Here is a 22,752-nt window from a genome sequence, read left to right as displayed (position 1 = left end):
AGCAAAAGTTTTCTCCGCATCGGCGATTCTGATGCTACCGTTCGCCTGAGGGGACAGCATGCCATCGGATATCTTCTTTTTCATCGCTGTCGGCTTCTGTGCGCAGATCGTCGACGGCGCGCTCGGTATGGCCTTCGGCGTGCTGTCGACGACGAGCCTCTTGGCCTTCGGGGTGCCGGCGGCCAATGCCAGCGCCATGACGCATGTGACGGAAATGTTTACGACGGCCGCGTCAGGCCTGTCGCATGCCTATCATCGCAATGTCGACTGGCGGCTGGTGGCGCGTCTAGCCCCGGCCGGCATGATCGGCGGCGCGATTGGCGCCACTCTGCTTGCCAATATAGACGGCAAGGTGATCGAACCCTTCGTGTCGGCCTATCTGATCGCGATCGGTCTGCTGATCCTCTACAAGGGCTTCCGACCACCGAGCAAACGCGAGGTGCGCGACTGGGCCGTGCCGCCCGTCGGCTTTTGCGGCGGCCTGCTGGATGCGATCGGCGGCGGCGGATGGGGTCCTGTCGTCACCAGTACGCTGGTCGGGCGCGGTCATGATCTGAAACGGGTAATCGGCTCGACGAATTTTACCGAATTCGCCGTGACGCTGACGATTTCGCTCACCTTCGTCGTGACGCTCGGCTGGTCTGAGCTCAATTCGGCGATCGGCCTCATTATCGGCGGCGTCATCGCCGCCCCCTTCGGCGCCATCTTCGTCAAGCGCCTGCCGGTGCGGGCGCTGATGGTGGCGGTCTCAATGGTCATCATCACGACGTCGGCGTTGCGGATCTTCTAAAGGCGTTTCGGCGTGTCAGAGATTGCGGCCGAAATAGACCTCCACGGAGGCGATCCTATCGCCGCGGAAACGAATGCTTTCCATGTTGGCGAAGCTCGTGCCGTCCAGTTTTTCGGCCCGGTAGCGAACAACAGCCTCGTCGCCGTCGACCGACAGGAACTCGATGTGGATTGCGCGGAAGACCGGCTCCTTGGGCCAGCAGCGCTCGAAATAGGTCGCCCGGTCGATATGGTCGTCACGCGGGCTGGAGAAGGTGAAATCCTCCGTCAGCATGGCGCCGACAAGGTCCTTGCGATCGGCGAGATAGGCGGTGTAGAGATCGCGGACAGTCTGTTGCCTGGATCGCATCTCGTTCATGGCAAAACCTTCCGATTATCCGATTGCATTATGCAATCGGCTATCTTCTACCACTTTTACCCGAGATGATCCAGCTTGCGGCGCAACTGCCCCCGCAGGATCGATGCCGAGGCAAGAATGACCGACACGCAACGGGACGCGGCCAGCGCTGGACCAGGCTCGATTTACTGGAGGCGCAACCTTGCCGTCTCGCTGATCGGCTCCTTCACCACGATCGTGGCGATGACGCTGCTGCTTCCCTTCTTGCCGCTTTATGTCAAAGAGCTCGGCGTGACCGATCATGCGGCGATCGTGCAATGGTCGGGCATCGCCTATGGCGCCACCTTCCTGGCCGCCGCTCTCGTCGCGCCGCTCTGGGGGCGGCTCGGCGATATCTATGGCCGCAAGCTGATGCTGGTGCGCGCCAGCCTCGGCATGACGCTGGCGATCTCGCTGATGGGCATGGCCGGCAATGTCTGGCAGCTGGTGGCGCTGCGCCTGTTCGTCGGGCTTGCCGGCGGCTACTCTTCCGGCTCGATGGTGCTGGTGGCGACGCAGACGCCGAAGGACCGCTCGGCGTGGGCGCTCGGCGTCTTGTCTTCCGGCATCATGGCCGGCAATCTCGTCGGGCCGCTGATTGGCGGCGCACTGCCGCAGCTCATCGGCATCCGCGGCACGTTTCTCGCCGCCGGGGCCATCATCTTCTTCGCCTTTCTCGCCACCACCCTGCTGATCAAGGAGGAGAAGTCACCGGCCCGCAGCCTGGCGGCCAAGGCGAGCGGCGGCTGGAGATCCATAAACGACAGGCGCCCCGTCATTGCCATGCTGGCAACCGGCATGCTGCTGATGCTCGCCAATATGTCGATCGAGCCGATCATCACCGTCTATGTCGCTGAGATCGTGCCCGTCGAAGCGCAAGTGACGATGATCTCCGGTCTCGTCATGTCGGCCGCCGCCCTCGGCAGCATCGTTTCGGCCTCATGGCTCGGCAGGCTCGCCGACAGGGTCGGCCACTGGCCAGTGATCGCGGGTGCGCTCGTGGTCGCCGGGCTGCTGCTGATCCCGCAGGCTCTCGTCACCAGTCCCTGGCAGCTGATCATCCTGCGCTTCTTGATGGGAGCAGCACTCGGCGGGCTGCTGCCCTGCATCGCCGCCGTCATCCGCCATAGCGTGCCGGACAGTGCGGCCGGCAGCATTCTCGGGCTTTCCATCTCGTCGCAATATGTCGGCCAGGTCGCGGGCCCCATCCTCGGCGGCTTCGTCGGCGGGCATATCGGCATGCGCTCGGTTTTTCTCGGCACCTCGCTGCTGCTTCTGGCCGGTGCTGCCTATGCCTGGCTGGTGCGGCCGAGGGAGGCCACAACATCAGACCTGCGAGCTCCCGCAGATCAGCTCGACGCCTGAGCGGGCGATCGACTCCAGCACCTCACGGCTGTCGCCGGCGCGGGCGCGCACGGCAAGCGAATGCATGACCGCGGAGGCGAGCCTTGCCAGCATCAGCGGATCGGCGCTCTCGGGAAGCTCGCCCCTTTCGACGGCAATGCGCATGCGTTTTTCGATCTCACCATCGAACTCGTTGAGGCTGCGGCCGAGCACCTCGCGCACACGCTCATGTTGGACCGCCTCGACCGAGGCGGTGCCGATCAGCAGGCAGCCGCGGGCGGCGGTTTCGCCGTGCAGATAGATCGCTAACGCCCCGGCATAGACGCTCGCGAGATTGTCGCGCAGCGGCAGTGACGGGTCGAGCGCCTGCTTCAGCACGTCCATGCCATCCTGCCGATAGGCCTCCAGGGCTTCGAGATAGAGAGCCTCCTTGTCGCCAAAGGCGCCGTAGAGGCTTGGGCGGTTGAGGTTGGTCGCGGCACTCAGATTGTCGAGCGAGGCGGCGGCAAAGCCCCTGTCCCAAAAGACGTCCCTCGCCTTGCCGAGCGCCGCCTTGGCGTCAAAAGCCCTCGGGCGGCCGCGTTTCTTCTCGTCCTTCATATTTTGTACTGCTTCGCATTAAATTGTTGACGACGGTTATTTTATGCGAAACAGTACAAATGTCCAAACATATCGGCCGGCGGCATCTTGCCGCCTCCGCAGAAAGGAAACCGAGATGAAACTCTATATGCACGCCGCAGCCTGCTCGCTTTCGCCGCACATCATCTGCCGGGAGCTGGGGCTCGACATCGAGCTCGTCCAGGTCGATCGGAAGACCCACAGGACAAGCAAAGGCGAAGACTACCTGGTCATCAACGGCAACGGCTATGTGCCGGCGCTGATGCTGGACGATGGAAAGGTACTGACCGAAGGGCCGGCGATCGTGCAGTTTCTGGCGGAAGGCTCGGGCCTGCTGCCGGAAGTCGGCGACATCAAGCGCAACGAGGTGCAATCCTATCTCAATTTCATCACCGCCGAGCTGCACAAGCCGATGGTGCTGCTGTTCAGCCCGATCTATTCCAGCGTGCATGGAGAAATCCGCGCAGTGATCTCGAAACGGCTCGCCTGGCTGAACGACCGTGTGACCGCACCCTATCTTACCGGCGATGCCTTCACGGTGGCCGACGCCTATCTCTTCGTCTGCCTCAACTGGTCGCCCTGGATCGACATCGATCTGAAACAATGGCCGGCACTGAGCGGCTTCATGGCTCGCGTCGCGGCGCGCCCCAAGGTGCGAGAGGCACTGCAGGCCGAAGATCTCCAGGCCTTCGAGGCCGGCGGCGTCTATTTCGCCCCGCAGGCCTATCTCGCCTCGGCCGGACGGGCCGGCGAACCGGTGCGGCCGTAGCGCCGCTCTTAGAGAGCGTTGACGGCGACCGGCAGGGCTCGCTTATGAGCAGTCGCCCGATAGGCGGAAAGGATCCGGCGGCGGGCAATCTCGCCGACCGGCTTGCCTTCAAGAAAATCGTCGATCTCGTCATAGGTGACGCCATAGGCCTCCTCGTCGGGACGCAGCGGCCGCTGGTCCTCGAGATCGGCCGTGGGCACCTTGAAGACCAGCTCATCCGGAGCGCCGAGCCGGTTTGCCAGCAGGCGGACGCGGCGCTTGTTGAGGCCGGCGAGCGGCAGGATATCGGCGGCGCCGTCGCCGAACTTGGTGAAGAAGCCCATGACCGCCTCGGCGGCGTGGTCGGTGCCGATCACCAGGGCGCCGAGCGCGCCGGCCAGGGCGAACTGGGCGATCATCCGCTGGCGGGCCTTGATGTTGCCGAGGATAAAATCCTGCCGGCCGGCATCGGCAAAGGCAAGGCCGCCGTTCTGCGCGGCGGCCAGCATCGCATCCGCCGCTTCCTTGATGTTGACCACCATCGAACGATCGGCGCCGATCGTTTCCAGCGCCCGGTTCGCATCGGCCTCGTCGGCCTGAACACCGTAGGGAAGTCGCACGGCAATGAATTCCGCCGCATGGCCACCTTCACGCAACTCGCGCACCGCCTTCTGAGCAATCAGCGCCGCCGTCAGCGAATCGACGCCGCCGCTAATGCCGAGGACGTAGCCGCGCATGCCCGACGCCACGAGATAATCCTTGAGGAAGGCGGTCCGCCGCTCGATCTCGTGCTCCGGATCGATCTCGGCGGCAAGGCCCAGCTCGCGGATGATCTCACCTTGTTCGTCGGAGAGCACGGTCATGGGTGGTTCCTCTGTGTATGAAAATTTCGGCGCACTATGGCGGAAAGGTGTGGGGAAGCGAAGCGGTTTCGGGCAGGCCCGCTCTAAATCGTCAAGTGAGCGTTAAGGTTTGGGATCGATCTGCGAAGCTGAAATCGTCGCGTGACGACCCTGTTCCTGACGAACTGAAACCTACGTCCGCCGTTGCAATCGATTCGCTGAATCGATTACCTCGGCTACGCCGAACCACTGCTCACTCCTCGCTCTCACTTCTCCCGTGGGCCCAGTCCATGTAGAGTTCCAGCGCCTTGCGGGTGACCGGGCCTTCCTGGAAATTGCGATCGTCGAGGCGGGTGACGCCGGCGACTTTGGAATAATTGCCTGTCGTGAAGATCTCGTCGGCTGCAAGGAAATCTTCGACCGAGAGCGTGGCTTCCACGACGTCGAAGCCGGCCTTGCGCAAGAGGCCGATGACGCGGGCGCGGGTGATGCCGGCGAGAAAGGTGCGGTTGGCGGCGGGCGTCATCACCACGCCGTCGCGCACCAGAAAGACGTTGGAGGAGGCTGTTTCGACGACATTGCCGTTCAGATCGCGCACCAGCGCATTGTCGAAGCCGCGGCTGCGCGCCTCGGTGATCATGCGGCCGCTGTTCGGGTAAAGGGAGCCGGTCTTCGCCTCCGTCATGGCCGTTTCGGGCGAGGGACGGCGATAGGGCGAAACGGTGAGGCTGGTGCCGCCATGGCCGCCCATCGGCGCCTCGAACAGGCAGAGCGCGAAGCGGGTCGATTCGGCATCGACGGAGACAATGCTGCCGGGCGAACCATGTTCGCCCCAATACATCGGCTTGATGTAGATCGCCGTCGCGCCGTCGAATTTGCCAACGCCTTCCCAGGCGAGCGCGGCAATCTCCTCGGCCGATTTCACCGGCTTCAGGCCCATGGCGAGTGCGGAGCGGTTCACGCGCTGGCAGTGAAGATCAAGATCCGGGGCGATGCCGTCGAACCAGCGGGCACCGTCGAACACCGTGGAGCCGAGCCACATGGCATGCGAGGTCGGCCCGATCAGCGGCGGATTGCCGGGAAGCCATTCGCCGTCGACATGAGTCCAGGTGGTGGAACGCGGTGATGTATCGACGGCCATTGCTGATCTCCCTTGCGAATCCGGGAAAGCAAAAACCCCGGCGGCACGCCGGGTCAAGGACAAATCCCGGCCGGAAATACGGAAGCAAGAAAATGCCGGAGCACAGCGTCCGGCCGCAATATTCGTGCGCGACACCTGCGGCGTTGGCGATGGGTGCATCAGCAAAAATGATGGAATCTCTGTTGGAATGGCGGGCTGGCGCATGCGATCATGAGGAGAAATCGCCGGACAGCAGCAAGGGAAGACGCCGATGAAAGCCATGTTCTACGAAGCCTTCGAGCAGGCGCCGGAAATCCGCACGCTGCCCGATCCGACACCTTCCGAGGACGGAGTCGTCATCGCAGTCGGCGCAAGCGGGCTCTGCCGCAGCGACTGGCACGGCTGGATGGGCCACGATCCCGATATCCGCCTGCCGCATGTGCCGGGGCACGAGCTTGCCGGACGCGTCGTCGCCACCGGCCGCGGCGTCATGCGCTTCAAGGCGGGCGACCGGGTGACCGTGCCCTTCGTGTCCGGCTGCGGCCATTGCAGCGAATGCCATTCCGGCAACCAGCAGATCTGCCCGAACCAGTTCCAACCGGGTTTCACCCATTGGGGCTCCTTCGCCGAATATGTGGCGATCGATTATGCCGACACCAATCTGGTGCATCTGCCCGATACGATCGAGGACGCGACAGCGGCAAGCCTCGGCTGCCGCTTCGCCACCTCGTTCCGCGCCGTCGCCGACCAGGCGCGCACCGGACCCGGCGAATGGATCGCCGTGCATGGTTGCGGCGGCGTCGGCCTGTCGGCGATCATGATCGCCACCGCGCTGGGCGCCAATGCGATCGGCATCGACATATCGGAGGAGAAACTCGCCTTCGCCAGAGAGTGCGGCGCGGTGGCGACGGTCAATGCCTCAAGCGTTGCCGACGTGGCCGAGGCGGTGCGCGATATCACCAAAGGCGGCGCGCATGTCTCGATCGACGCGCTCGGCCACCCCGCCACCTGCTTCAACTCGATCAAGAATCTGCGCCGGCGCGGCCGGCATGTGCAGGTGGGGCTGATGCTCGGCGAATACGCGACACCGCAGATTCCGATGGGCCAGGTGATCGGCCACGAACTGGAGATCTACGGCAGCCACGGCATGCAGGCCTGGCGCTACGACGCCATGCTGTCCATGCTGGCGGCGGGGAAGATCGCGCCGCAGAAACTGATCGGACGCCGCGTCAGTCTCGAGGAGGCCGTGCCGGCGCTGATGGCGCTCGATAAGGCGGAGGCGATAGGGATCAGCGTGATTACGCGGTTTTCATAGGGATCGTCTGAGCCAGGGCATAATGAAGTCGCAAGGAGAGAATACATCTTCCCTCCTCTTTAGGTATCATCGACTGATCGCTAGGCTGACTGCACAGGCATATGATCTGTCGCTGTCTGAGGTAACGGAACGGTTCTGCGGTTGGTGGACAGTTTCCGGTATTTCGTCGGTGTTAGGTTATGGTGACGGAGAAACACCCGGTTGAAATTTGACAGATTGCGATAGCCCACCTCGAAGCAGATGTCCGTTATCGGCATAGAGGTATCAGTCAATAGCTGGCCCGCCTTCCAGATACGAAGCTTGTTGACGTGGTCGGTGAAGCTGTGGCCGCTGTTTTTCTTGAAGAATCGCGAGAAGGCGCTGTCGCTCATGCCGACCATGCGAGCCATATCAGGCAACCGGATATCCTCCGACAGATTGGCAAAGACATACGCGAAGACCTGTTGCAGGGCTTCGAGCGAGCCATAGCTCAGGTCCGGCACATAAGCCTCTGAAGACAGCATATCGAACTCGTCGGTGTCCCGCAGCAGCGAGAGCAATGACAGGAAGGTCGAAAGCCGCAGCGAGCCGGTCTGGAACTCCATGTCGAGTATCAGCGCCTCCGCCTGCTCCCGCGCCCGGCCCTTGAAGGAGAGCCCCCGCTGTGCGCGGGCGAGAAAGTCACGCAGCCCCGCCAGTTCCGGCAGGAAGGCCGAAGCCTGCTCCAGCTTGGCCGGCAGAAACTGGATGACGATGTCACGTCCTGGAATGCGCTCACCCGGTCCGAGCGGCGTCACCCAGTCGTGCGGCAGGTTGCTGCCGATGACGGAAATATGGCCCGGCGTGAACGCGCCGACATGATCGCCTGCAAGCAGGACGCCGCTGGCGTTGGGAATGTAGTGGATCTCCACCTCCGGGTGGAAATTCCAGACGTTGCGTTCCCACGGATAGTCGTCGCGGCGCCAGAGGAACGACTCGTCCGCGCCGGTCAAGACATATTCAAATCTCGCGACCGTTGGCGAAACAACTGACATTGCGGACATCCTCCAGTGCTTCCCGCGATGCTCGTTGCGCTGACAATCAATATTGGATTGTGCAACGCACACAAGATTTCATGGATATTTTCGGCATTTCGCGCATGAGAGTATCAGTATCGCGCAACGGCCGCGCTTGTGTCCACCCGTTCTTTCTACAACTATTGTGGTCCGTTGAGCGTGTCGGAGGAGAGTTTAGCACGCACAACCGGACCGATTTTGCGATCCAAATGGAGGAGAACAATGAACAGTTTCGTCAAAGCCGTGGGCGTCGGCTTCATTTCGCTTGGCCTTTGGAGCTCGACCGCTCTTGCTCAGGATTCTTGGTGGAAAACTGCCGCCCAACCCTACCAGGGCGCGACCATCCGGGGCATCTCGGAATCGACCCCAGCGTCGAAATATGTCGAGCAGGTGCTCGGTCCCAAGTTCACCGAAGAGACCGGCATCAAGGTCGAATTCGAAGCGACATCCTGGGACCAGATGTACGACAAGGCGATCAAGGACATGGAGGCCAATACCGGCATCTATGACTTCGTCTATATCGAGCAGGACATCGTATATACGTATCTGGCTCGCAATTTCCTGGTCGACATCACCAAGTCGCTTACCGATAATGCGAAGATCGCTTCGCCGGACTTCAAGCCGGAGAATTTCACTACTTTCTTGAACTATTTCAAGGATCCGAAGTCGGGCGATGTCATGGGCGTCCCCATGGAAGCCTTCATCAAGCCTTACCTCTACCGCAAGGATCTTTTCGATGATCCGGCGATCCAGAAAGCCTACAAGGATTCCACCGGTGCGGATCTGAAGCCCGCGACGACGCATGACGAGTATACCCAGATCGCCAAGTTCTTCACCGAATACGGCGCAGACAAGGAGCTCTGGGGAACCACCGTACAGGCCTCGTCGAGCCATCCCGCCGCCTTCTACGAATTCTTCGAGTCGGTCGCGCCGACCTTTGGCGTGTATAACTGGGGCATCGATGGCACGACCTTCGCGGCCACCGAAGCCAACGGCGGCCAGATGAACTCCGCCGCCGCGAAGAAGGCGCTCAACTACTGGATCGGCCTGCTGAAATACGCGCCGCCGGAATCGACGTCGTCCACCTGGGACGAGGTTGCCGGGACATTTGCCGCCGGCCGCGCAGCCCAAGGCCTCGTCTACGGTGAAAACGCTGCCTGGATCGCTACCGACGAAAGCAAATCGACGGTCGTCGGCAAGGTGGGAGTGTCATTGCCTCCGGTCGAGGCGGGTGTCATGGAAGCAGCCGAATCCGGCAAGGGATATATCGGCTATTACGATGGTGGTGCATTCGGCATCCCGCATTCGTCCAAGAACAAGGACGCGGCGCTGCTATTCCTGCAGTATATCGGTCAGGCCTCAGTGCAGACCGACTGGGCGCTGGCCGGCTCCCGCATCGTCATGAACTCGACCTACGACGATCCCAAGATCGTCGATCAGGACAAGAAGATGAACGGCTACTACACGCTCATGCGTGAGGACGGAAAGCTGTTCGCCGGAGCTCCGCCGTTCCCGTTCCACGCGCAAGTTCTGCAGGTAGTCGCGCCCTTCATCTACAAAGCGATTGTCGGTGAGATCAAGCCGGACGATGCGCTGGACCAGGCCGCCACCGCAGCCGAAGCCGAACTCGTGAAGCTCGGCTATCGCAAGTAAAAGACCGCACCTCCCAAGCGGTTGGCGGTCGCCTTCAGCAAGGTGGCCGCCCCTTTCCTGACTGCGGTTTGCGGGGCCTGCCCGCGACGCTCGAAGTCAGGCGAATGAGTGTCAAGGACGATCTGACGGAGCGCAGGATGAGACAATCCAACATCGGATGGCTGTTTCTAGCACCAGCCACGCTAATTCTGTTCGTTGTCGGGTTTGTTCCCTTCATCTACATTCTCTATGTCGGCTTCTTCGACTGGAACACCAACGCAGTCGACCCCACCCTGCGCTGGGCAGGCCTGCAGAATTATCGCAGCCTCGTTTTTGACACGACATTCCTGAACTCGCTTGCGCGCACGCTGGTCTTCGCATTCGTCGTCGTTGTGAGCGAGCTGTTGTTAGGCTATGTCCTGGCCCGCGCGCTGATGGCAGACCGGCTGTGGGGCCGGCAGTTCTTTCGCACGATCCACACACTGCCGATCGTGGTCGCGCCCATTGCAGTCGGCGCTACCTGGCGGCTGCTTTGCGTTCCCGGCTTCGGCATCGTGCCCTATTACCTGAAACTGTGGTTCGGCATCGACTACAACATCTCGACCAATGCCTATCACGCCTTCGCCACGGCGATCATCATGGACCTGTGGCATTGGACGCCGTTCGTCACGCTGTCGCTCATGGCGGGACTGACCGCCTTGCCGAAAGAACCGCTCGAACAGGCGCAGATCGACGGCGGCAACAAGCTGCAGATTTTCTGGTACGTGATCGTTCCGATGTTGAAGCCGGTGCTGCTGACAACCGTCTTCATCCGGCTGATGGACGCGCTGCGCTCGGTCGACGAAATCTGGATGCTGACAAAGGGTGGTCCGGCTGAGGCCACCCGGTTCATCGGCCTTCATATCTGGATCAACGTCTTTCCGAAGACCGATTACGGCTACGGTGCGGCCATGTCGCTACTGACGCTTTACGTCACGATCGTTCTGAGCTGGCTGCTGTTCGTCGCCATGACCGGCCGCAAGGGAGGCGCACAATGAAACGCTCCGGTATAGCCTCGTTCGTCCTTTGGATATGCCTGACCATTCTGACGCTGCTTCCGGTCTGGTGGATGCTGGTCGTTTCGATGCGCCCCCGCGTGAAGCTCTATTCGAAGTCGTTCCTCATCGACGATCTTTACTGGAACAATTTTCTGGCGGTGCTGAACAGCTCGACATTCCTGCAGTATCTCTGGAATTCGCTGATCGTGGCGACATCGAACGCAGCGCTGGTGTGCGCGCTCGGCCTGCTCGCGGCGTTCGGGCTGTCGCGTTACAAAATCGGCGGCGGTGACAATGTGTTTTTCTGGCTGATCACCAACCGCATGGCGCCGCCAGCCGTGTTTCTGCTGCCGCTCTTCCTGCTCTTCACCAAGTGGTTCGTGTTCGGCGATTTCATGCTGTTCGATACGAAGACTGGCCTGATCCTGCTCTATTGCGTCTTCAACCTGCCCTTCGCCGTCTGGCTCTTGAAGGGCATGCTCGACGGGATTCCGCTGGAGCTTGACGAAGCGGCGCGGGTCGATGGTGCGACAACCGGCCAGGTGCTGTCCAACGTCATCCTGCCGCTGGCGCGGCCGGGGTTGGCCGTCACCTTCATCCTGACCTGGATTTTCGCCTGGAACGAGTACCTGTTCGCAGCGACCCTAACGTCCTCGGCTAACGCCAGGACCGTGACGACAGCGCTCGCTGAATATGTCTCGGTCACCGGAACGAACTGGGGCGAGATGGCAGCGATGGCGTTCCTGACCACGCTTCCGGCCCTAATCGTGCTCGGCTTCGTCCAGAAACACATCGTGACCGGCCTCACGTTCGGCGCGTTGAAAGGGTAAGAAGATGGCTGGCGTTCAACCCCAGAAAACCCAACGCGACGGGTTCCTGCCTATCCGAACCAACGGCTTCGACAGGGGCTTCATCTCCGTCGTGATCCTGATCCTGGTGCATCTTCTATGGATGCGCTTCCTTGAGGGCGTGTTGCCCCTATGGGTGGCGACGGTGCTCTGCCTGGCGCTGGCCGTGTTCATTATCCGAAAGGGCTGAAGACATGAGATCACTCGTCCTCGAACGCAAAGACGAACTGCGCATTCGCGACCTGGACCCGAAGGAGGCGCTCGGTCCCACCGACGTGCGCATCGCCATCAAAACCGTTGGCGTCTGCGGATCCGACGTTCACTATTACACTCACGGCGCGATCGGCCCTTTCGTTGTGCGCGAGCCGATGATCCTCGGCCACGAAGCCGCCGGCATCATCGAAGAGGTCGGCAGCGCGGTGCAGAACCTGAAAGTCGGCGACCGCGTTTGCATGGAGCCCGGCATTCCCGATCCTCAAAGTCGCGCGTCGCGACTGGGTCTCTACAATCTCGATCCCGCGGTGCGCTTCTGGGCGACGCCGCCGGTGCATGGCGTACTGAGACCGAGCGTGGTCCACCCGGCGGCCTTCACCTTTAAGCTTCCGAACAACGTCTCCTACGCCGCTGGCGCTATGGTCGAGCCGTTGGCTGTAGGCTTTCAAGCAGTCTCCAAGGCGAGGCTGACGCCCGGTGCGATCGCGCTGGTCACGGGTGCCGGACCGATCGGCATGGTGACAGCGATCGCGGCGCTGTCGGCTGGCTGCGCCAGAGTTATCGTTACCGACGTTGTCGACGAAAAGCTTGCCGTGGCGCGCAAGCTCGGCCCTGCCATCATGACCGTCAACGTACGCTCGCAGGACCTGAAGAGTGTCATAGCCCGCGAAACCGACGGCTGGGGCGTCGATGTCGTCTTCGAATGTTCCGGCGCGGCCGAAGTGATCGCAGACACGGCGCACCATGCTTGCCCCGGCGGCGCCATCGTCCTCGTCGGCATGCCCCTGAAGCCGGTCCCGCTCGATGTCGTCATCGCCCAGACCAAGGAACTGCGCATCGAACACGTGTTCCGCTACGCCCATGTCTACCCGCGCATCGTCGCGCTATTGGGATCGAACCAGATCAATGTCGATGCGCTGATCACCGATACCTACGCCTTCGAGGATTCTGTCGAAGCGTTCGATTACGCCGTGCGACCGAAGCCGTCCTCCGTCAAAATCCAGATCGAGCTTGGGAAGTAGCATGTACCTGCGGAAGCTGGATCTCAGTGGAAGAGTGGCGGTCGTCACCGGCGCGAGGCCCAACATCGGCTATGCCTGCGCTGATGCCTTATCGGAAGCGGGCGCGCATGTCGTGCGATGTCGCCAGCCTGATGACCGGCAGCATCGTCGTTGCGGATGCAGGATACACCTCATGGTGAAGCTGCCCGTGGACCCGTCCCGATTGATCGGCGGCCATGCCGCCACAACTGACTGAGGATTGACACATGGCGACGATCGAGCTCGACCAGGTCGACAAGCATTACGGCTCCTATCACGCGCTGCGCAACATCTCGTTCGACATAGCCGACGGTGAGTTCGTCGTGCTGGTCGGTCCCTCCGGTTGCGGCAAATCCACGCTGTTGCGGTCGCTTGCCGGCCTTGAGGAGATCACCGGCGGCACGATCAAGCTTGGCGGACATCGCGTCGACAACATCGCCGCCAAGGACCGTGACGTGGCGATGGTTTTCCAGAACTACGCGCTCTATCCGCACATGACCGTTCGGGAGAACATGGCCTTCGCATTGAAATTGCGCGGCGAGAACCTTGCGGATCGCAACGTCAAGGTCGACAAGGCTGCCGAGATGTTGCGGCTTACGCCCTATCTCGACCGATATCCGAAGGCGCTCTCCGGAGGCCAGCGGCAGCGTGTTGCCATGGGGCGCGCGATGGTTCGCCGCCCAAAGGCGTTCTTCTTTGACGAGCCGCTGTCAAACCTGGACGCCGCGTTGCGCGTAGATATGCGTTCGGAGATCAAAACTCTTCACCAGCGCCTCGGCGCGACTTCCGTGTATGTCACGCATGACCAGATTGAAGCCATGACAATGGCGGACCGCATTGTAGTGCTTCGCGACGGCAAGGTGGAGCAGATCGGTGCGCCACTGGAGCTTTACGACAGGCCGGCAAATACCTTTGTCGCCGGCTTCATCGGATCGCCGGCGATGAACATGCTACCGGCCACAATCGATCTCTCTTCGAACTCAGCGCGGCTGGCTGAAGGGTCGGCCCTTCCCCTTCCACAGGGCACGCGGGCGAGTCACGGCCAAGAGGTGATATACGGGGTACGTCCTGACCAGTGGATGCTGTCGAACGGCGATGCGGGCGTACCGGCAACTGTCGAGTTGATCGAGCCGACGGGGGCGGAAATTCTCCTGGCAGTCCAATTGGCGGGCAAGCGGGTCTTGTGCGCCTTTCGCGAGCGCCACGCGCTGAAGCCGGGCGACAGGATACGGCTCGACGTCGATCCTGCCGCGGCTCATGTGTTCGACAAGCAAACGGAGCAAAGACTCCCGTTCTGAGCAACAGGCATCGGAAGGATCAACCATGTCGGACTTTAGAGGAAAAACGGTCATCATCACCGGTGCCGGCAAGGGTATCGGTCGGGCCTGCGTTGAACTGCTCACCCATCGCGGCGCCCGAATCGTCGCCTTGTCGCGTACGCAGGCCGATCTGGATGATCTTGCGGCAAAGTTCGGCGCGACGGTAATATCGGTCAATCTCGCCGACAATGCAGCAGCACGCGCCGCCATGAAGAAGGCGGGACTGGCAGACGCGCTGATCAATTGCGCGGGAACCAACGTGCTTGAAAGCGTCATCGATATGACGGAGGAGGGCTATGAGCAGGTCCTCGGCATCAACCTGCGGGCCGCGCTGATTTGTGCGCAGGAGTTCGCGCGGGCTCGCATTTCGAACGGCGGCGGCGGTACGATCGTGAATGTGACCTCGATCGCCGGACATCGTGGTTTCGTGGATCACGTGGCTTACGCCGCTTCAAAGGCGGGACTGGAAGGCGCGACACGTGTCATGGCCAAGGAACTCGGCGCCTATGGAATCCGGGTCAATGCAGTGGCGCCTACGGTTACCATGACGGAGCTTGCGGCGAAGGCGTGGTCCGAGCCTTCCAAACGTAACCCGATGATGGTTCGCCACCCGATGGGGCGCTTTGCAGAGGTCGACGATGTCGCACGCTCGATCGCCCTGCTTATTTCAGAGGACGCAGCCATGATCAGTGGCGCAGTCCTGCCAGTCGATGGCGGCTTCCTTGCTGTCTGAAAACCAAGAGCGAGACAAGACGATGACTAAATCACTCGAAGGAAAGATCGCTGCGGTAACCGGCGCAGCTTCCGGTATCGGGCTGGCGACGACCCGTGCCCTGGTCGACGCCGGCGCCAAGGTCGTGATGGTCGACTACAACAGACAGGCGCTGGAAACGTACGCTGCCGAGTTCGGCGACGCCGTAGTCATGCAGGTCACCGATCTTCTGGACGCCGCAAGTTGCGCGGCCATGGTGCCGGAAATCCTGGCAAAGGTCGATCATCTCGACATCCTGCACTGCAATGCAGGGTCCTACATTGGCGGGGATCTTATCGATACCGATACCGCGACAATTGATCGTATGCTGAATCTCAACGTGAACGCCGTCATGAAGAACGTCCGCGACATCGCTCCGCATATGATCGAGCGCGGGACCGGGGACATTTTGGTGACTTGCTCCGTAGCCGGCCATGCGCCGATCCAGTGGGAGCCGGTTTATTCCAGCTCCAAATGGGCGATTACCAGTTTCGTCCAGATCATGCGCCGGCAGTTGAAGAACCACGGCATCAGGGTCAGCCAGGTCTCGCCCGGCCCGGTCGTTTCCGCTCTGCTGGCCGATTGGCCCGCGGAAAACCTCGAGAAGGCAAAAGCCAGTGGGAGTCTTATCGAGCCCTCAGAGGTCTCCGATGCCATCATCTTCATGCTGACCCGCCCGCGAAACGTCACGATCCGGGACATGATTGTCTTGCCGACAAATTTCGACGTGTAGGTATAGCTGCAGTGTTTTCCTCCGCTGACGTCATGTTGCTCTCGATTACCTCAGTGATCTCCACCCGGCTCTTCAGGGCGTGTCTCGTCAATAGCGTGAACAATCCGGCGAAAAGGATTCTTGTGACCCTAATCAGAACGTCGAGCGCATGGCCGACGGCATTAGCCGGGACACCTCAAATCTAAAAGCCGGCGGTCTCGCGCACCTCGATCGCCCCCATCCGAGCGAGCGGGTCCCGCACCGCGATCTCCATTACCTCCGCAATGTTCTTCGCTTCGATGAGCAGGAAGCCACCCAGATGCTCCTTGGTCTCTGCGAAGGGCCCGTCGGTCCAACTTGCCTTGCCGGCCCGAACCCGCAATGTCTTTGCGGTCTTTGGGTCGGCAAGAGCATTGGAGGCGATATAGTGGCCTGATCGTCGGAGTTCTTCATTGGAAGCCAAGGACTCCCGGTCGATCTCGGCCCATTCCTCCTTGCTGGCGGCATCAGCAAGTGTTTGATCGATGTAGAAGAGACAAAGGTAGCGCATCGGTTCCTCCATGGTGCTGCCGATCGCATTTGGATACCGCGAATCGACAAAGAGCAAAAAAATGCTGCCAGTTGCGCTTTCCGGTGAGAGCGGCTTGCTGCTCTGCGTGACCGGTGCCTCACAGTGCCGAAGAAGAGGATACATGAGAACGGCCGCATGCCGTCTCGCCGGCACTTTCACGCGCCGACTACCGGAAGAGGGGCGACGGCGTCAGACATCGTGGACGGATCTGGTTCCAGCACTCTGATCGTCTGGGTGGAGAGGTCATTCTCCGATCTTTCCAGTGGAGACTCTGGGGGCGCCAATCCGATGTCACGGAGCAGCCGAGAGTCAAACCGCGAGAGTTCGCTCAAGCTCCGACGGTACCTTCGCTGATGTTCCAGCAGCATCCAAACGGCTTGCAAAGTGCCCACCGCACTGAAGCGCGGCGACTGTAGTTCGACTTGCTCGGAATACATAGTGGCAGCCATACTTGTCTCTCCTTTGACTGGCTCACGGCGCTCCGTCTTAATCGAACAGGATCGGCCGAAATCGACACGCTGGGTCAGGAGCTTGATCCGAGCGGGCGACAAGACGGTGTGCGGGCGTGGCTTGATGAGTGATACGATCTTGAGGGAATGGCGCCGGCCGACCGGCAGGACTTTGTGAAGGTGCTTTTCATCATGAAGGCAGCGGGCTTACTCACGGTGGGTTTTGTCGAAACTTCACGCCAAACGATATTCCGGCTGGCCTCACCGTCGAGGGGGCTGCCTTAGAAGCAATGACATTGCTGGATTGGCCCAATTACATGATGAGCCCTTGCACGTGCTCGACGAGCCGGCCGAGCCCGTGTCATTTTCACGCAGGCCGCCCTGGATCGGGGACCTTGCGGAAAGGGCTCGCCGCACCGATATCGGCCGCGACGCTTCATCAGGTCCATCCCGTGCCGAAGCCATCCAGCGATCTTGCCCCTGCAACAGAAGTGGTTGTCAAAGGCGGCGCAAAGGTCTAACGGCTGCGCCGGCAAGAAGGCGCCTGCAAGAAAAGCCTCGTCAAGAAGAAGAAAGAGACATGATGTCCAACTCGTTTGTGAAATTATCTGCCGAAAACACGAAGCGATATTTCGTGCTCGGCGACCGGATCGAGCGGCGGCTTCGGCTCCGCGGAACCTGGTTCAACATTTTCGACGTCACCGTGCCATCAGGCAGCCGGACGCCTAGACATGCGCATGCAAGCCCGGAAGTCTTCCGCATTCTCGAGGGCCGTTTGACGATCTGGCGGCTGACCGACAGCGGCCCTGAAGAGATCGAAGCAGGTGCTGGCGACATCGTCACGATTCCGCCTTTGGTGGTGCACGGCTATGCCAACCGCGGGACCGTCCCCGCAGTCTTTTCGGCCATCGTCGATCGGGAGATGGCTGAGTTCATCGAAGCGGAAGGCACGAGCGAGCCGCTGAAGGCCCCCTCGCCTGAGACCATCGCCCGGATGACGGCCACTGCCAATGCTTATGGGATCACCATTCTGGCGGCGTGACATTCGCGCGCGTGATGCCGGAGCGTTCGGCTCGGCATCACGCATGAATGCGAATTTCCCTGAAACTCCCAGCAAGAAGGCATCCTTGTCGCCGTTTTTCGAAACTGTCACATCAAGGCGCTATAAGGAATTCGCCCAGCGCCTCTTGCGCCGGGCCTGTTTCACCGCCAAAATTGCGCCATGCCTGATAGCGACCCATCCAGTACACGCTCCGCCCGCTCAAACCGGAAAGCCGCCGCAGAAGATGCTGGCGCCTGTCGTAGACAGTGTGACGAAGTCTGCCTGGCCTTGCATCCAGCCGAGCTCACAGAAAGCTTTGCCGATGGGTGATGCGCATATATAGCGTCTCTGCGAAGCTTCCGCCGCCTCGCCTTATGCGGCATCAAAACCTCAACGAATAGGGTCCCTGTGTTTCTGGAAATTGGAATTGTGGCGTTTCTCACCATCTTGAATGGTGTGCTCGCCATGTCTGAGCTCGCCGTCGTGTCTTCTCGAACGGCCCGCCTGAAGGTTCTCTCCGAAAATGGGAGCAAAGGTGCAGCTCAAGCCATCAAACTTGCCGAAAACCCCGGTCGCTTTCTCTCCACGGTTCAGATCGGCATCACGCTTGTCGGTGTTCTCTCCGGCGCTTTCTCAGGCGCAACACTCGGCGGTCGCCTGACGACATGGCTGGAGGCGCAGGGGATGTCATCGACGGCTGCCGACGCCATCGGCGTCGGTTTCGTCGTCGTGGCGATCACCTATCTTTCCCTGATCGTCGGCGAACTTGTTCCAAAGCAGATCGCATTGCGGGAACCCGAAGCGGTTGCGGCGAGGGTCGCACCCGCCATGGCGCTGCTTTCAAAGATTGCGCTGCCTCTCGTCTGGCTTCTGAACGCCTCGGGAAATCTTGTGCTCAAGCTGCTGGGCCAGACAGGAAAAGTGGGCGACAACGTCTCTGACGAAGAGATCAAGACGGTTCTGGCCGAGGCGCAATCGGCGGGCGTCATCGAAAGCGAGGAGTCCGCGATGATCTCGGGCGTCATGCGGCTGGCGGACCGCACCGCCCGGGCGCTGATGACGCCGCGACGGGACGTCGAAATTATCGATATCGACGACAGCCTCGATGAAATCCGGGCGCAGCTGCACCGGACGAAGCGGTCTCGATTGCCGGTTCGCAAAGGCAGTTCGGACGAGGTGATCGGCATCCTTCCGGTGAAGGACTTCTACGATTCGATGTCCGAACACGGCAGCGCCGATATCAAGGCTCTGACGCAGGACGTCCCGGTCGTTTCAGACCTTGCAACCGCGACCAGCGTGATTGAGGCGATCAGGAAATCGCCTGTTCACATGGTGCTGGTGTTTGACGAATACGGCCATTTCGAAGGGATTGTCTCGTCCGGCGACATTCTGGAAGCGATCATGGGCGCGCTCCAGGAGGGGCCGGTCGAGGAGCAGGCGATCGCTCGCCGAGACGATGGTTCCTATCTCGTCTCCGGCTGGGCGCCGATCGATGAATTCGCCGAGTTCCTGAACCTCAAGCTCGACGACGATCTCGAATATCAGACCGTGGCCGGCCTGGTGTTGGAGGAGCTGAAACATCTGCCGGAATTGGGGGAGAGCTTCACAAGGGATGGGTGGCGCTTCGAGGTCGTCGATCTCGACGGCAGGCGCGTGGACAAGATCCTTGTGTCTGAAGTTCGCGACTGAGTTCGACGGGCGCAACAACGACACGATTCGCATCCGCCACAGGAAGACGTGGCCCGACATCAGGAGGTATCGCCATGGCATGGTCCGCCAGCCAGTATGTGAAGTTCGAGGACGAGCGCACGCGGCCGGCGCGCGATCTTCTGGCGCAGGTGCCGCTGCAGAACCTTCGCCGCGCCGTCGACCTCGGCTGCGGGCCGGGCAATTCGACCGAACTCATCATCAAGCGTTATGGGGCTGCCGGCGTCTCCGGCCTCGACAGCGACATCAACATGCTGGAGACGGCCCGCAAGCGGCTTCCCGGCACCGCCTTCGTCGAGGCGGATCTTGGCAGCTGGCAGCCGACGGAGCCTGCCGACCTGCTCTTTGCCAATGCCGTCTTCCAGTGGCTGCCCGATCACCTCGACATTTTCGAGCGGCTGATGGACGGGCTTGCCGAAGGCGGCGTTCTTGCCGTGCAGATGCCCGACAATCTCGGTGAACCCTCACATCTGGCGATGGAAGAAACTGCCAATGCCGGCCCCTGGAAAGTTGCATTCGAGGCAAAGAGCGTGCGCCGCAGGCCCCTGCCCGCGCCGTCGGCCTATTACAACAGGCTGATCGCCAAGGCCTCGCGCGTCGATATCTGGCACACCATCTACAATCACCCGATGGCCGATGCGGCAGCGATCGTCGAATGGGTCAAGGGAACCGGGTTGATGCCCTATCTCGCCCGTGCCGGCGCAGAGCATCGCGAGGCATTCCTCGCCGATTACCTCGCGCGGGTCGAACAGACCCATCCTAAGCTGGCGGACGGGCGGGTGCTGCTCAGATTTCCGCGGCTTTTCATTGTGGCGGTGAAGAAATGACCGGCTGCGCCCGGCATGCTCTTCGCACTCTTGCGCTCACAGTCCGCAGGGATTGCACATGAGGTTCCGACGTCGGTGGATCTCTCGTTGCCCCGAAACCGCTGCACATTTCCGAACGACGTGCTTTATTTAACGGCGGCCAGTCCGCCAGCCAGCAGCGCGTCCAGTTGGGCGAGTTCGGCTGCAGTCAGGCTGATCCCTTCAGCTTCCGATTTCATGCGCGCGGCGAAGCGGCGCTGCGATGGCAGCCGAGCGCCTTGTCCGACGATCGTTTCGAAGAGGATTTCGGCGCGCGCGAACGGATCGCCGGGGCGGCCCCTGGCGAAGGTTTCGGGTGACATTGCAATGATCAGTTCGCCATGGAACGGCGCCAAGGTCGTCGTTCCGAGATAGTCTAGAACCTCGGGGCTGGTAAGATCGCCGATCATGATGCCGGCGAGCAGCTCTATCATGGTGGCGATGGCGGACCCCTTGTGGCCGCCAAAAGGCATCATTGCGCCTTCGAGCGCGGCAACCGGGTCAGTGGTGGGATTGCCGGCAGCGTCGATCGCCCAACCTTCCGGCAGTTGCTTGCCAGCGCGGCGGTGCAGTTCAATCTCACCGCGCGCCGCCACCGACGTGGCAAAATCGAACACGTAGGGCGGTTGGTCTTTGCGAGGCCAGCCGAAGGCGAATGGATTGGTGCCGAGCAGAGGCTTGCTGCCTCCGGATGGGGCAACCGTCGCATAGCTCGGGCACATCACCAATGCTGCAAGGCCGTGCGCGGTCAGTGCCTCGACCTCGGGCCACAGGGCCGAGAAGTGCGAGCAATCGTTGATGACCATGGCGGCGATACCAAGCCGCCTGGCGCGTTCCGCGAGTACGGGTACGCCGAGTTCAAACGCCGCACTGGCGAAACCGCCCTGCGCGTCGACCCTGACGATCGCGCTGCCGTCATCCCGCGCAAGGACAGGAGCGGCATCGGGCTTCACCTTGCCCACCTTCATCGTGCGCAACGCCCCCTCGATGCGGTAAATTCCGTGCGATTTGCAGGCATCGCGCTCGCCGGCCACGATGACATGGCCCAAAGCCGCCGCCTGCACCTTGTTCAATCCTGCGCGCTCGAAGATCGCAACGATTCGATTTTGCAGGGCTTCGATGCTCATCGTAACGGCTTCAGTCACGCAATTCTCCATCCGAGATCAAGTTCTTTCGCCGCCCCGCCTTTCGGCCGCCACCGGCTCGCTGGCAAGTCTTCGACCGTCCTGCAGCCCAGTTGCGCCATCGTTGCCGTCAGTTCGGCTTTCAGGACGTTCATCAAATGATCGCCGCCGCGACGCCCGATGGCGGCGGAAGCAAACAGGAATGGGCGGCCGATCAGGACAAAATCGGCGCCGAGCGCCAGCATCCGGGCGATATCGAGGCCGGAGCGCACACCGCCGTCTGCGAGCAGCAGGGTCTTGGGGCCAAGTCGTGCGCGGATTTCACCGATGACCTCCGCCGCAGACGGCGCGGCGTCGAGTTGCCGTCCCCCATGATTTGAGAGGATCAGACCATCGCCGCCCAAGGACATATATTCCTCCGCTTCTTCGGGGTGAAGCACACCCTTGACCAGGATCTTGCCTGGCCACGCGTCTCGGATTTTCTTGAAGCGCTCGCGGGTGACGTGACCCGTCATCACCCTGCCGACAAATTGGGCCGCTGCGGCAAGGCTCGAGCCCTTCGGGTAGTAAGGCGAGAGATTGGCGAAGTCGGGAACCCCGTTTTGCAGAATGCCCATTGCCCATGACGGCCGCATTGCCACCTGCGTGATCGTTGAAAAGTCAAAGACCGGCGGAATGGTCAAACCATTGCGGATGTCGCGCTCGCGCCGGGCGGACGCTGGAATGTCGACAGTCACGACAAGAACGTCGTAGCCCGCTCTGCGCGCCCGATCCACCATGTCGTCTTCCATGGCGGGATCGTTCGGTGGATAGAACTGGAACCAAGTGTGATGACCGCCTGCAGGACGGATCGTCTCAAGCGAGGTGTTGGCGAAAGTGCTCAGGATATAGGGAAGGTTATGCTGCCTGGCAGCCTGTGCGAGCGGCAGCTCGGACCCGGGCCACAGGAGGCCGGCCAACCCAAGCGGCGCGACGGCAAATGGCGCGTCGAAACGATGGCCGAACAGGCTTGCGCCAGTATCGGGCTCGTCGGCGTCGGCGAGGTAGCTCGGCATAAGCACCACCTCTTCCAGGGCCGCCAGATTGCGCCGCACGGAAGCTTCGCGCCCGAGTCCGCCGACGAGGTAGTCCCAGGCGAAACGCGGCATGCGTCTTTGCGCGGCCTTTTTCATGTCGGCGACGCAGGGAAAACGTCGTTCTAGCGCTAGGTCCATCTCGGGTGCTTCGATGTTCAGGAGGAAGGAACGGCTGATCGTCCTGGCGTTCCCTGGCGGGA

At 61.4% G+C, this 22,752-nt stretch carries 24 protein-coding genes and 1 pseudogene; 16 read left to right on the top strand and 9 right to left on the bottom strand.

Annotated features, from left to right (window positions below; translation table 11 throughout):
* Positions 1-58: 58 nt before the first annotated feature.
* Positions 59-790 carry a sulfite exporter TauE/SafE family protein gene (locus HJC04_RS19200; protein ID WP_210628637.1) on the top strand — a complete coding sequence of 244 codons (732 nt, stop codon included), beginning with the start codon at positions 59-61 and terminating at the stop codon, positions 788-790.
* Between the two features lie 15 nt (positions 791-805).
* Here HJC04_RS19200 and HJC04_RS19195 read toward each other — a convergent pair whose 3' ends face one another.
* The gene (locus HJC04_RS19195) at positions 806-1,147 is read right to left on the bottom strand and encodes a nuclear transport factor 2 family protein (RefSeq protein WP_210628638.1); all 342 of its coding nucleotides are present in this window, start codon (positions 1,145-1,147) and stop codon (positions 806-808) included.
* Positions 1,148-1,264: 117 nt separating this feature from the next.
* Between HJC04_RS19195 and HJC04_RS19190 the strand changes: the two genes are divergently transcribed.
* On the top strand, positions 1,265-2,530 hold the full coding sequence (locus HJC04_RS19190; protein WP_221146854.1) for an MFS transporter: 1,266 nt from the start codon (positions 1,265-1,267) through the stop codon (positions 2,528-2,530).
* Here HJC04_RS19190 and HJC04_RS19185 read toward each other — a convergent pair.
* A complete protein-coding gene (locus HJC04_RS19185) occupies positions 2,492-3,109 on the bottom strand; it encodes a TetR/AcrR family transcriptional regulator (RefSeq protein ID WP_221146853.1) in 618 nt (205 codons plus the stop codon). The genes HJC04_RS19190 and HJC04_RS19185 overlap by 39 nt on opposite strands.
* A gap of 115 nt (positions 3,110-3,224) precedes the next feature.
* Here HJC04_RS19185 and HJC04_RS19180 point away from each other — a divergent pair, with 115 nt between their 5' ends.
* The gene (locus HJC04_RS19180) at positions 3,225-3,896 is read left to right on the top strand and encodes a glutathione S-transferase N-terminal domain-containing protein (RefSeq protein ID WP_210628641.1); all 672 of its coding nucleotides are present in this window, start codon (positions 3,225-3,227) and stop codon (positions 3,894-3,896) included.
* An 8-nt stretch (positions 3,897-3,904) separates the two neighbouring features.
* On the opposite strand, the gene nadE is transcribed toward HJC04_RS19180, so the two are convergent.
* Together nadE and HJC04_RS19170 are read right to left on the bottom strand one after the other, a co-directional pair.
* Positions 3,905-4,738 (bottom strand): ammonia-dependent NAD(+) synthetase, encoded by an 834-nt coding sequence (nadE, locus tag HJC04_RS19175; protein ID WP_221146852.1) that lies wholly within the window; start codon positions 4,736-4,738, stop codon positions 3,905-3,907.
* Positions 4,739-4,970: 232 nt separating this feature from the next.
* On the bottom strand, positions 4,971-5,858 hold the full coding sequence (locus HJC04_RS19170; protein ID WP_210628642.1) for a branched-chain amino acid aminotransferase: 888 nt from the start codon (positions 5,856-5,858) through the stop codon (positions 4,971-4,973).
* Positions 5,859-6,108: 250 nt separating this feature from the next.
* Here HJC04_RS19170 and HJC04_RS19165 point away from each other — a divergent pair, with 250 nt between their 5' ends.
* Positions 6,109-7,152, top strand: coding sequence for a zinc-dependent alcohol dehydrogenase family protein (locus HJC04_RS19165; protein ID WP_221146851.1), 1,044 nt, complete (start codon positions 6,109-6,111; stop codon positions 7,150-7,152).
* An 80-nt stretch (positions 7,153-7,232) separates the two neighbouring features.
* On the opposite strand, the gene HJC04_RS19160 is transcribed toward HJC04_RS19165, so the two are convergent.
* Entirely contained in the window at positions 7,233-8,165 is a 933-nt protein-coding gene (locus HJC04_RS19160; protein WP_221146888.1) for an AraC family transcriptional regulator, read from the bottom strand.
* A 243-nt stretch (positions 8,166-8,408) separates the two neighbouring features.
* Here HJC04_RS19160 and HJC04_RS19155 point away from each other — a divergent pair, with 243 nt between their 5' ends.
* From HJC04_RS19155 to HJC04_RS19120, 9 genes and pseudogenes are all read left to right on the top strand, one after another.
* Positions 8,409-9,839 carry an extracellular solute-binding protein gene (locus HJC04_RS19155; RefSeq protein ID WP_210628644.1) on the top strand — a complete coding sequence of 477 codons (1,431 nt, stop codon included), beginning with the start codon at positions 8,409-8,411 and terminating at the stop codon, positions 9,837-9,839.
* A gap of 137 nt (positions 9,840-9,976) precedes the next feature.
* Positions 9,977-10,855: a carbohydrate ABC transporter permease gene (locus tag HJC04_RS19150; protein WP_097591494.1), complete on the top strand. Its 879-nt coding sequence runs from the start codon at positions 9,977-9,979 to the stop codon at positions 10,853-10,855.
* Positions 10,852-11,685 (top strand): carbohydrate ABC transporter permease, encoded by an 834-nt coding sequence (locus HJC04_RS19145; RefSeq protein ID WP_210628645.1) that lies wholly within the window; start codon positions 10,852-10,854, stop codon positions 11,683-11,685. The genes HJC04_RS19150 and HJC04_RS19145 overlap by 4 nt, the downstream gene beginning before the upstream one ends.
* A gap of 4 nt (positions 11,686-11,689) precedes the next feature.
* Positions 11,690-11,893, top strand: a complete 204-nt coding sequence (locus HJC04_RS19140; RefSeq protein WP_207241065.1) for a DUF2160 family membrane protein — start codon at positions 11,690-11,692, stop codon at positions 11,891-11,893.
* A gap of 4 nt (positions 11,894-11,897) precedes the next feature.
* Positions 11,898-12,938 carry an NAD(P)-dependent alcohol dehydrogenase gene (locus tag HJC04_RS19135; RefSeq protein WP_221146850.1) on the top strand — a complete coding sequence of 347 codons (1,041 nt, stop codon included), beginning with the start codon at positions 11,898-11,900 and terminating at the stop codon, positions 12,936-12,938.
* 1 nt (position 12,939) lies between these two features.
* Positions 12,940-13,053: pseudogene (locus HJC04_RS31825) on the top strand (3-oxoacyl-ACP reductase); the annotation flags it as partial.
* 130 nt (positions 13,054-13,183) lie between these two features.
* Positions 13,184-14,254, top strand: a complete 1,071-nt coding sequence (locus HJC04_RS19130; protein WP_221146849.1) for an ABC transporter ATP-binding protein — start codon at positions 13,184-13,186, stop codon at positions 14,252-14,254.
* Positions 14,255-14,279: 25 nt separating this feature from the next.
* Positions 14,280-15,008: an SDR family oxidoreductase gene (locus HJC04_RS19125; protein ID WP_221146848.1), complete on the top strand. Its 729-nt coding sequence runs from the start codon at positions 14,280-14,282 to the stop codon at positions 15,006-15,008.
* 22 nt (positions 15,009-15,030) lie between these two features.
* Entirely contained in the window at positions 15,031-15,759 is a 729-nt protein-coding gene (locus HJC04_RS19120; RefSeq protein WP_210628648.1) for an SDR family oxidoreductase, read from the top strand.
* Positions 15,760-15,940: 181 nt separating this feature from the next.
* Here the strand turns inward: HJC04_RS19120 and HJC04_RS19115 are convergent, their stop codons facing one another.
* Positions 15,941-16,288, bottom strand: coding sequence for a YciI family protein (locus HJC04_RS19115; protein ID WP_221146847.1), 348 nt, complete (start codon positions 16,286-16,288; stop codon positions 15,941-15,943).
* A gap of 176 nt (positions 16,289-16,464) precedes the next feature.
* Complete coding sequence (locus HJC04_RS32260; protein WP_409078119.1) at positions 16,465-16,677, bottom strand: DUF1127 domain-containing protein; 213 nt, start codon at positions 16,675-16,677, stop codon at positions 16,465-16,467.
* Positions 16,678-17,338: 661 nt separating this feature from the next.
* On the opposite strand from HJC04_RS32260, the gene HJC04_RS19105 reads away from it, so the two are divergent.
* The 3 genes from HJC04_RS19105 to tam all read left to right on the top strand — a co-directional run bounded on the left by HJC04_RS19105 (position 17,339) and on the right by tam (position 20,334).
* The gene (locus tag HJC04_RS19105; protein ID WP_221146887.1) at positions 17,339-17,800 is read left to right on the top strand and encodes a cupin domain-containing protein; all 462 of its coding nucleotides are present in this window, start codon (positions 17,339-17,341) and stop codon (positions 17,798-17,800) included.
* Between the two features lie 408 nt (positions 17,801-18,208).
* On the top strand, positions 18,209-19,489 hold the full coding sequence (locus HJC04_RS19100) for a hemolysin family protein (RefSeq protein ID WP_210628652.1): 1,281 nt from the start codon (positions 18,209-18,211) through the stop codon (positions 19,487-19,489).
* Between the two features lie 74 nt (positions 19,490-19,563).
* A complete protein-coding gene (gene tam, locus HJC04_RS19095) occupies positions 19,564-20,334 on the top strand; it encodes a trans-aconitate 2-methyltransferase (RefSeq protein ID WP_221146845.1) in 771 nt (256 codons plus the stop codon).
* Positions 20,335-20,459: 125 nt separating this feature from the next.
* Here tam and HJC04_RS19090 read toward each other — a convergent pair whose 3' ends face one another.
* Positions 20,460-21,479, bottom strand: a complete 1,020-nt coding sequence (locus HJC04_RS19090; protein WP_259668901.1) for an Ldh family oxidoreductase — start codon at positions 21,477-21,479, stop codon at positions 20,460-20,462.
* A 14-nt stretch (positions 21,480-21,493) separates the two neighbouring features.
* Positions 21,494-22,690: an alpha-hydroxy acid oxidase gene (locus tag HJC04_RS19085; RefSeq protein WP_210628655.1), complete on the bottom strand. Its 1,197-nt coding sequence runs from the start codon at positions 22,688-22,690 to the stop codon at positions 21,494-21,496.
* Positions 22,691-22,752 lie beyond the last annotated feature (62 nt).

The organism is Rhizobium sp. NLR8a, assembly GCF_019685235.1.
Taxonomy (GTDB): Bacteria; Pseudomonadota; Alphaproteobacteria; order Rhizobiales; family Rhizobiaceae; genus Rhizobium.
The sequence above is the reverse complement of the archived record's forward strand: the minus strand, read 5'-3'. Positions and strand labels throughout refer to the sequence as shown.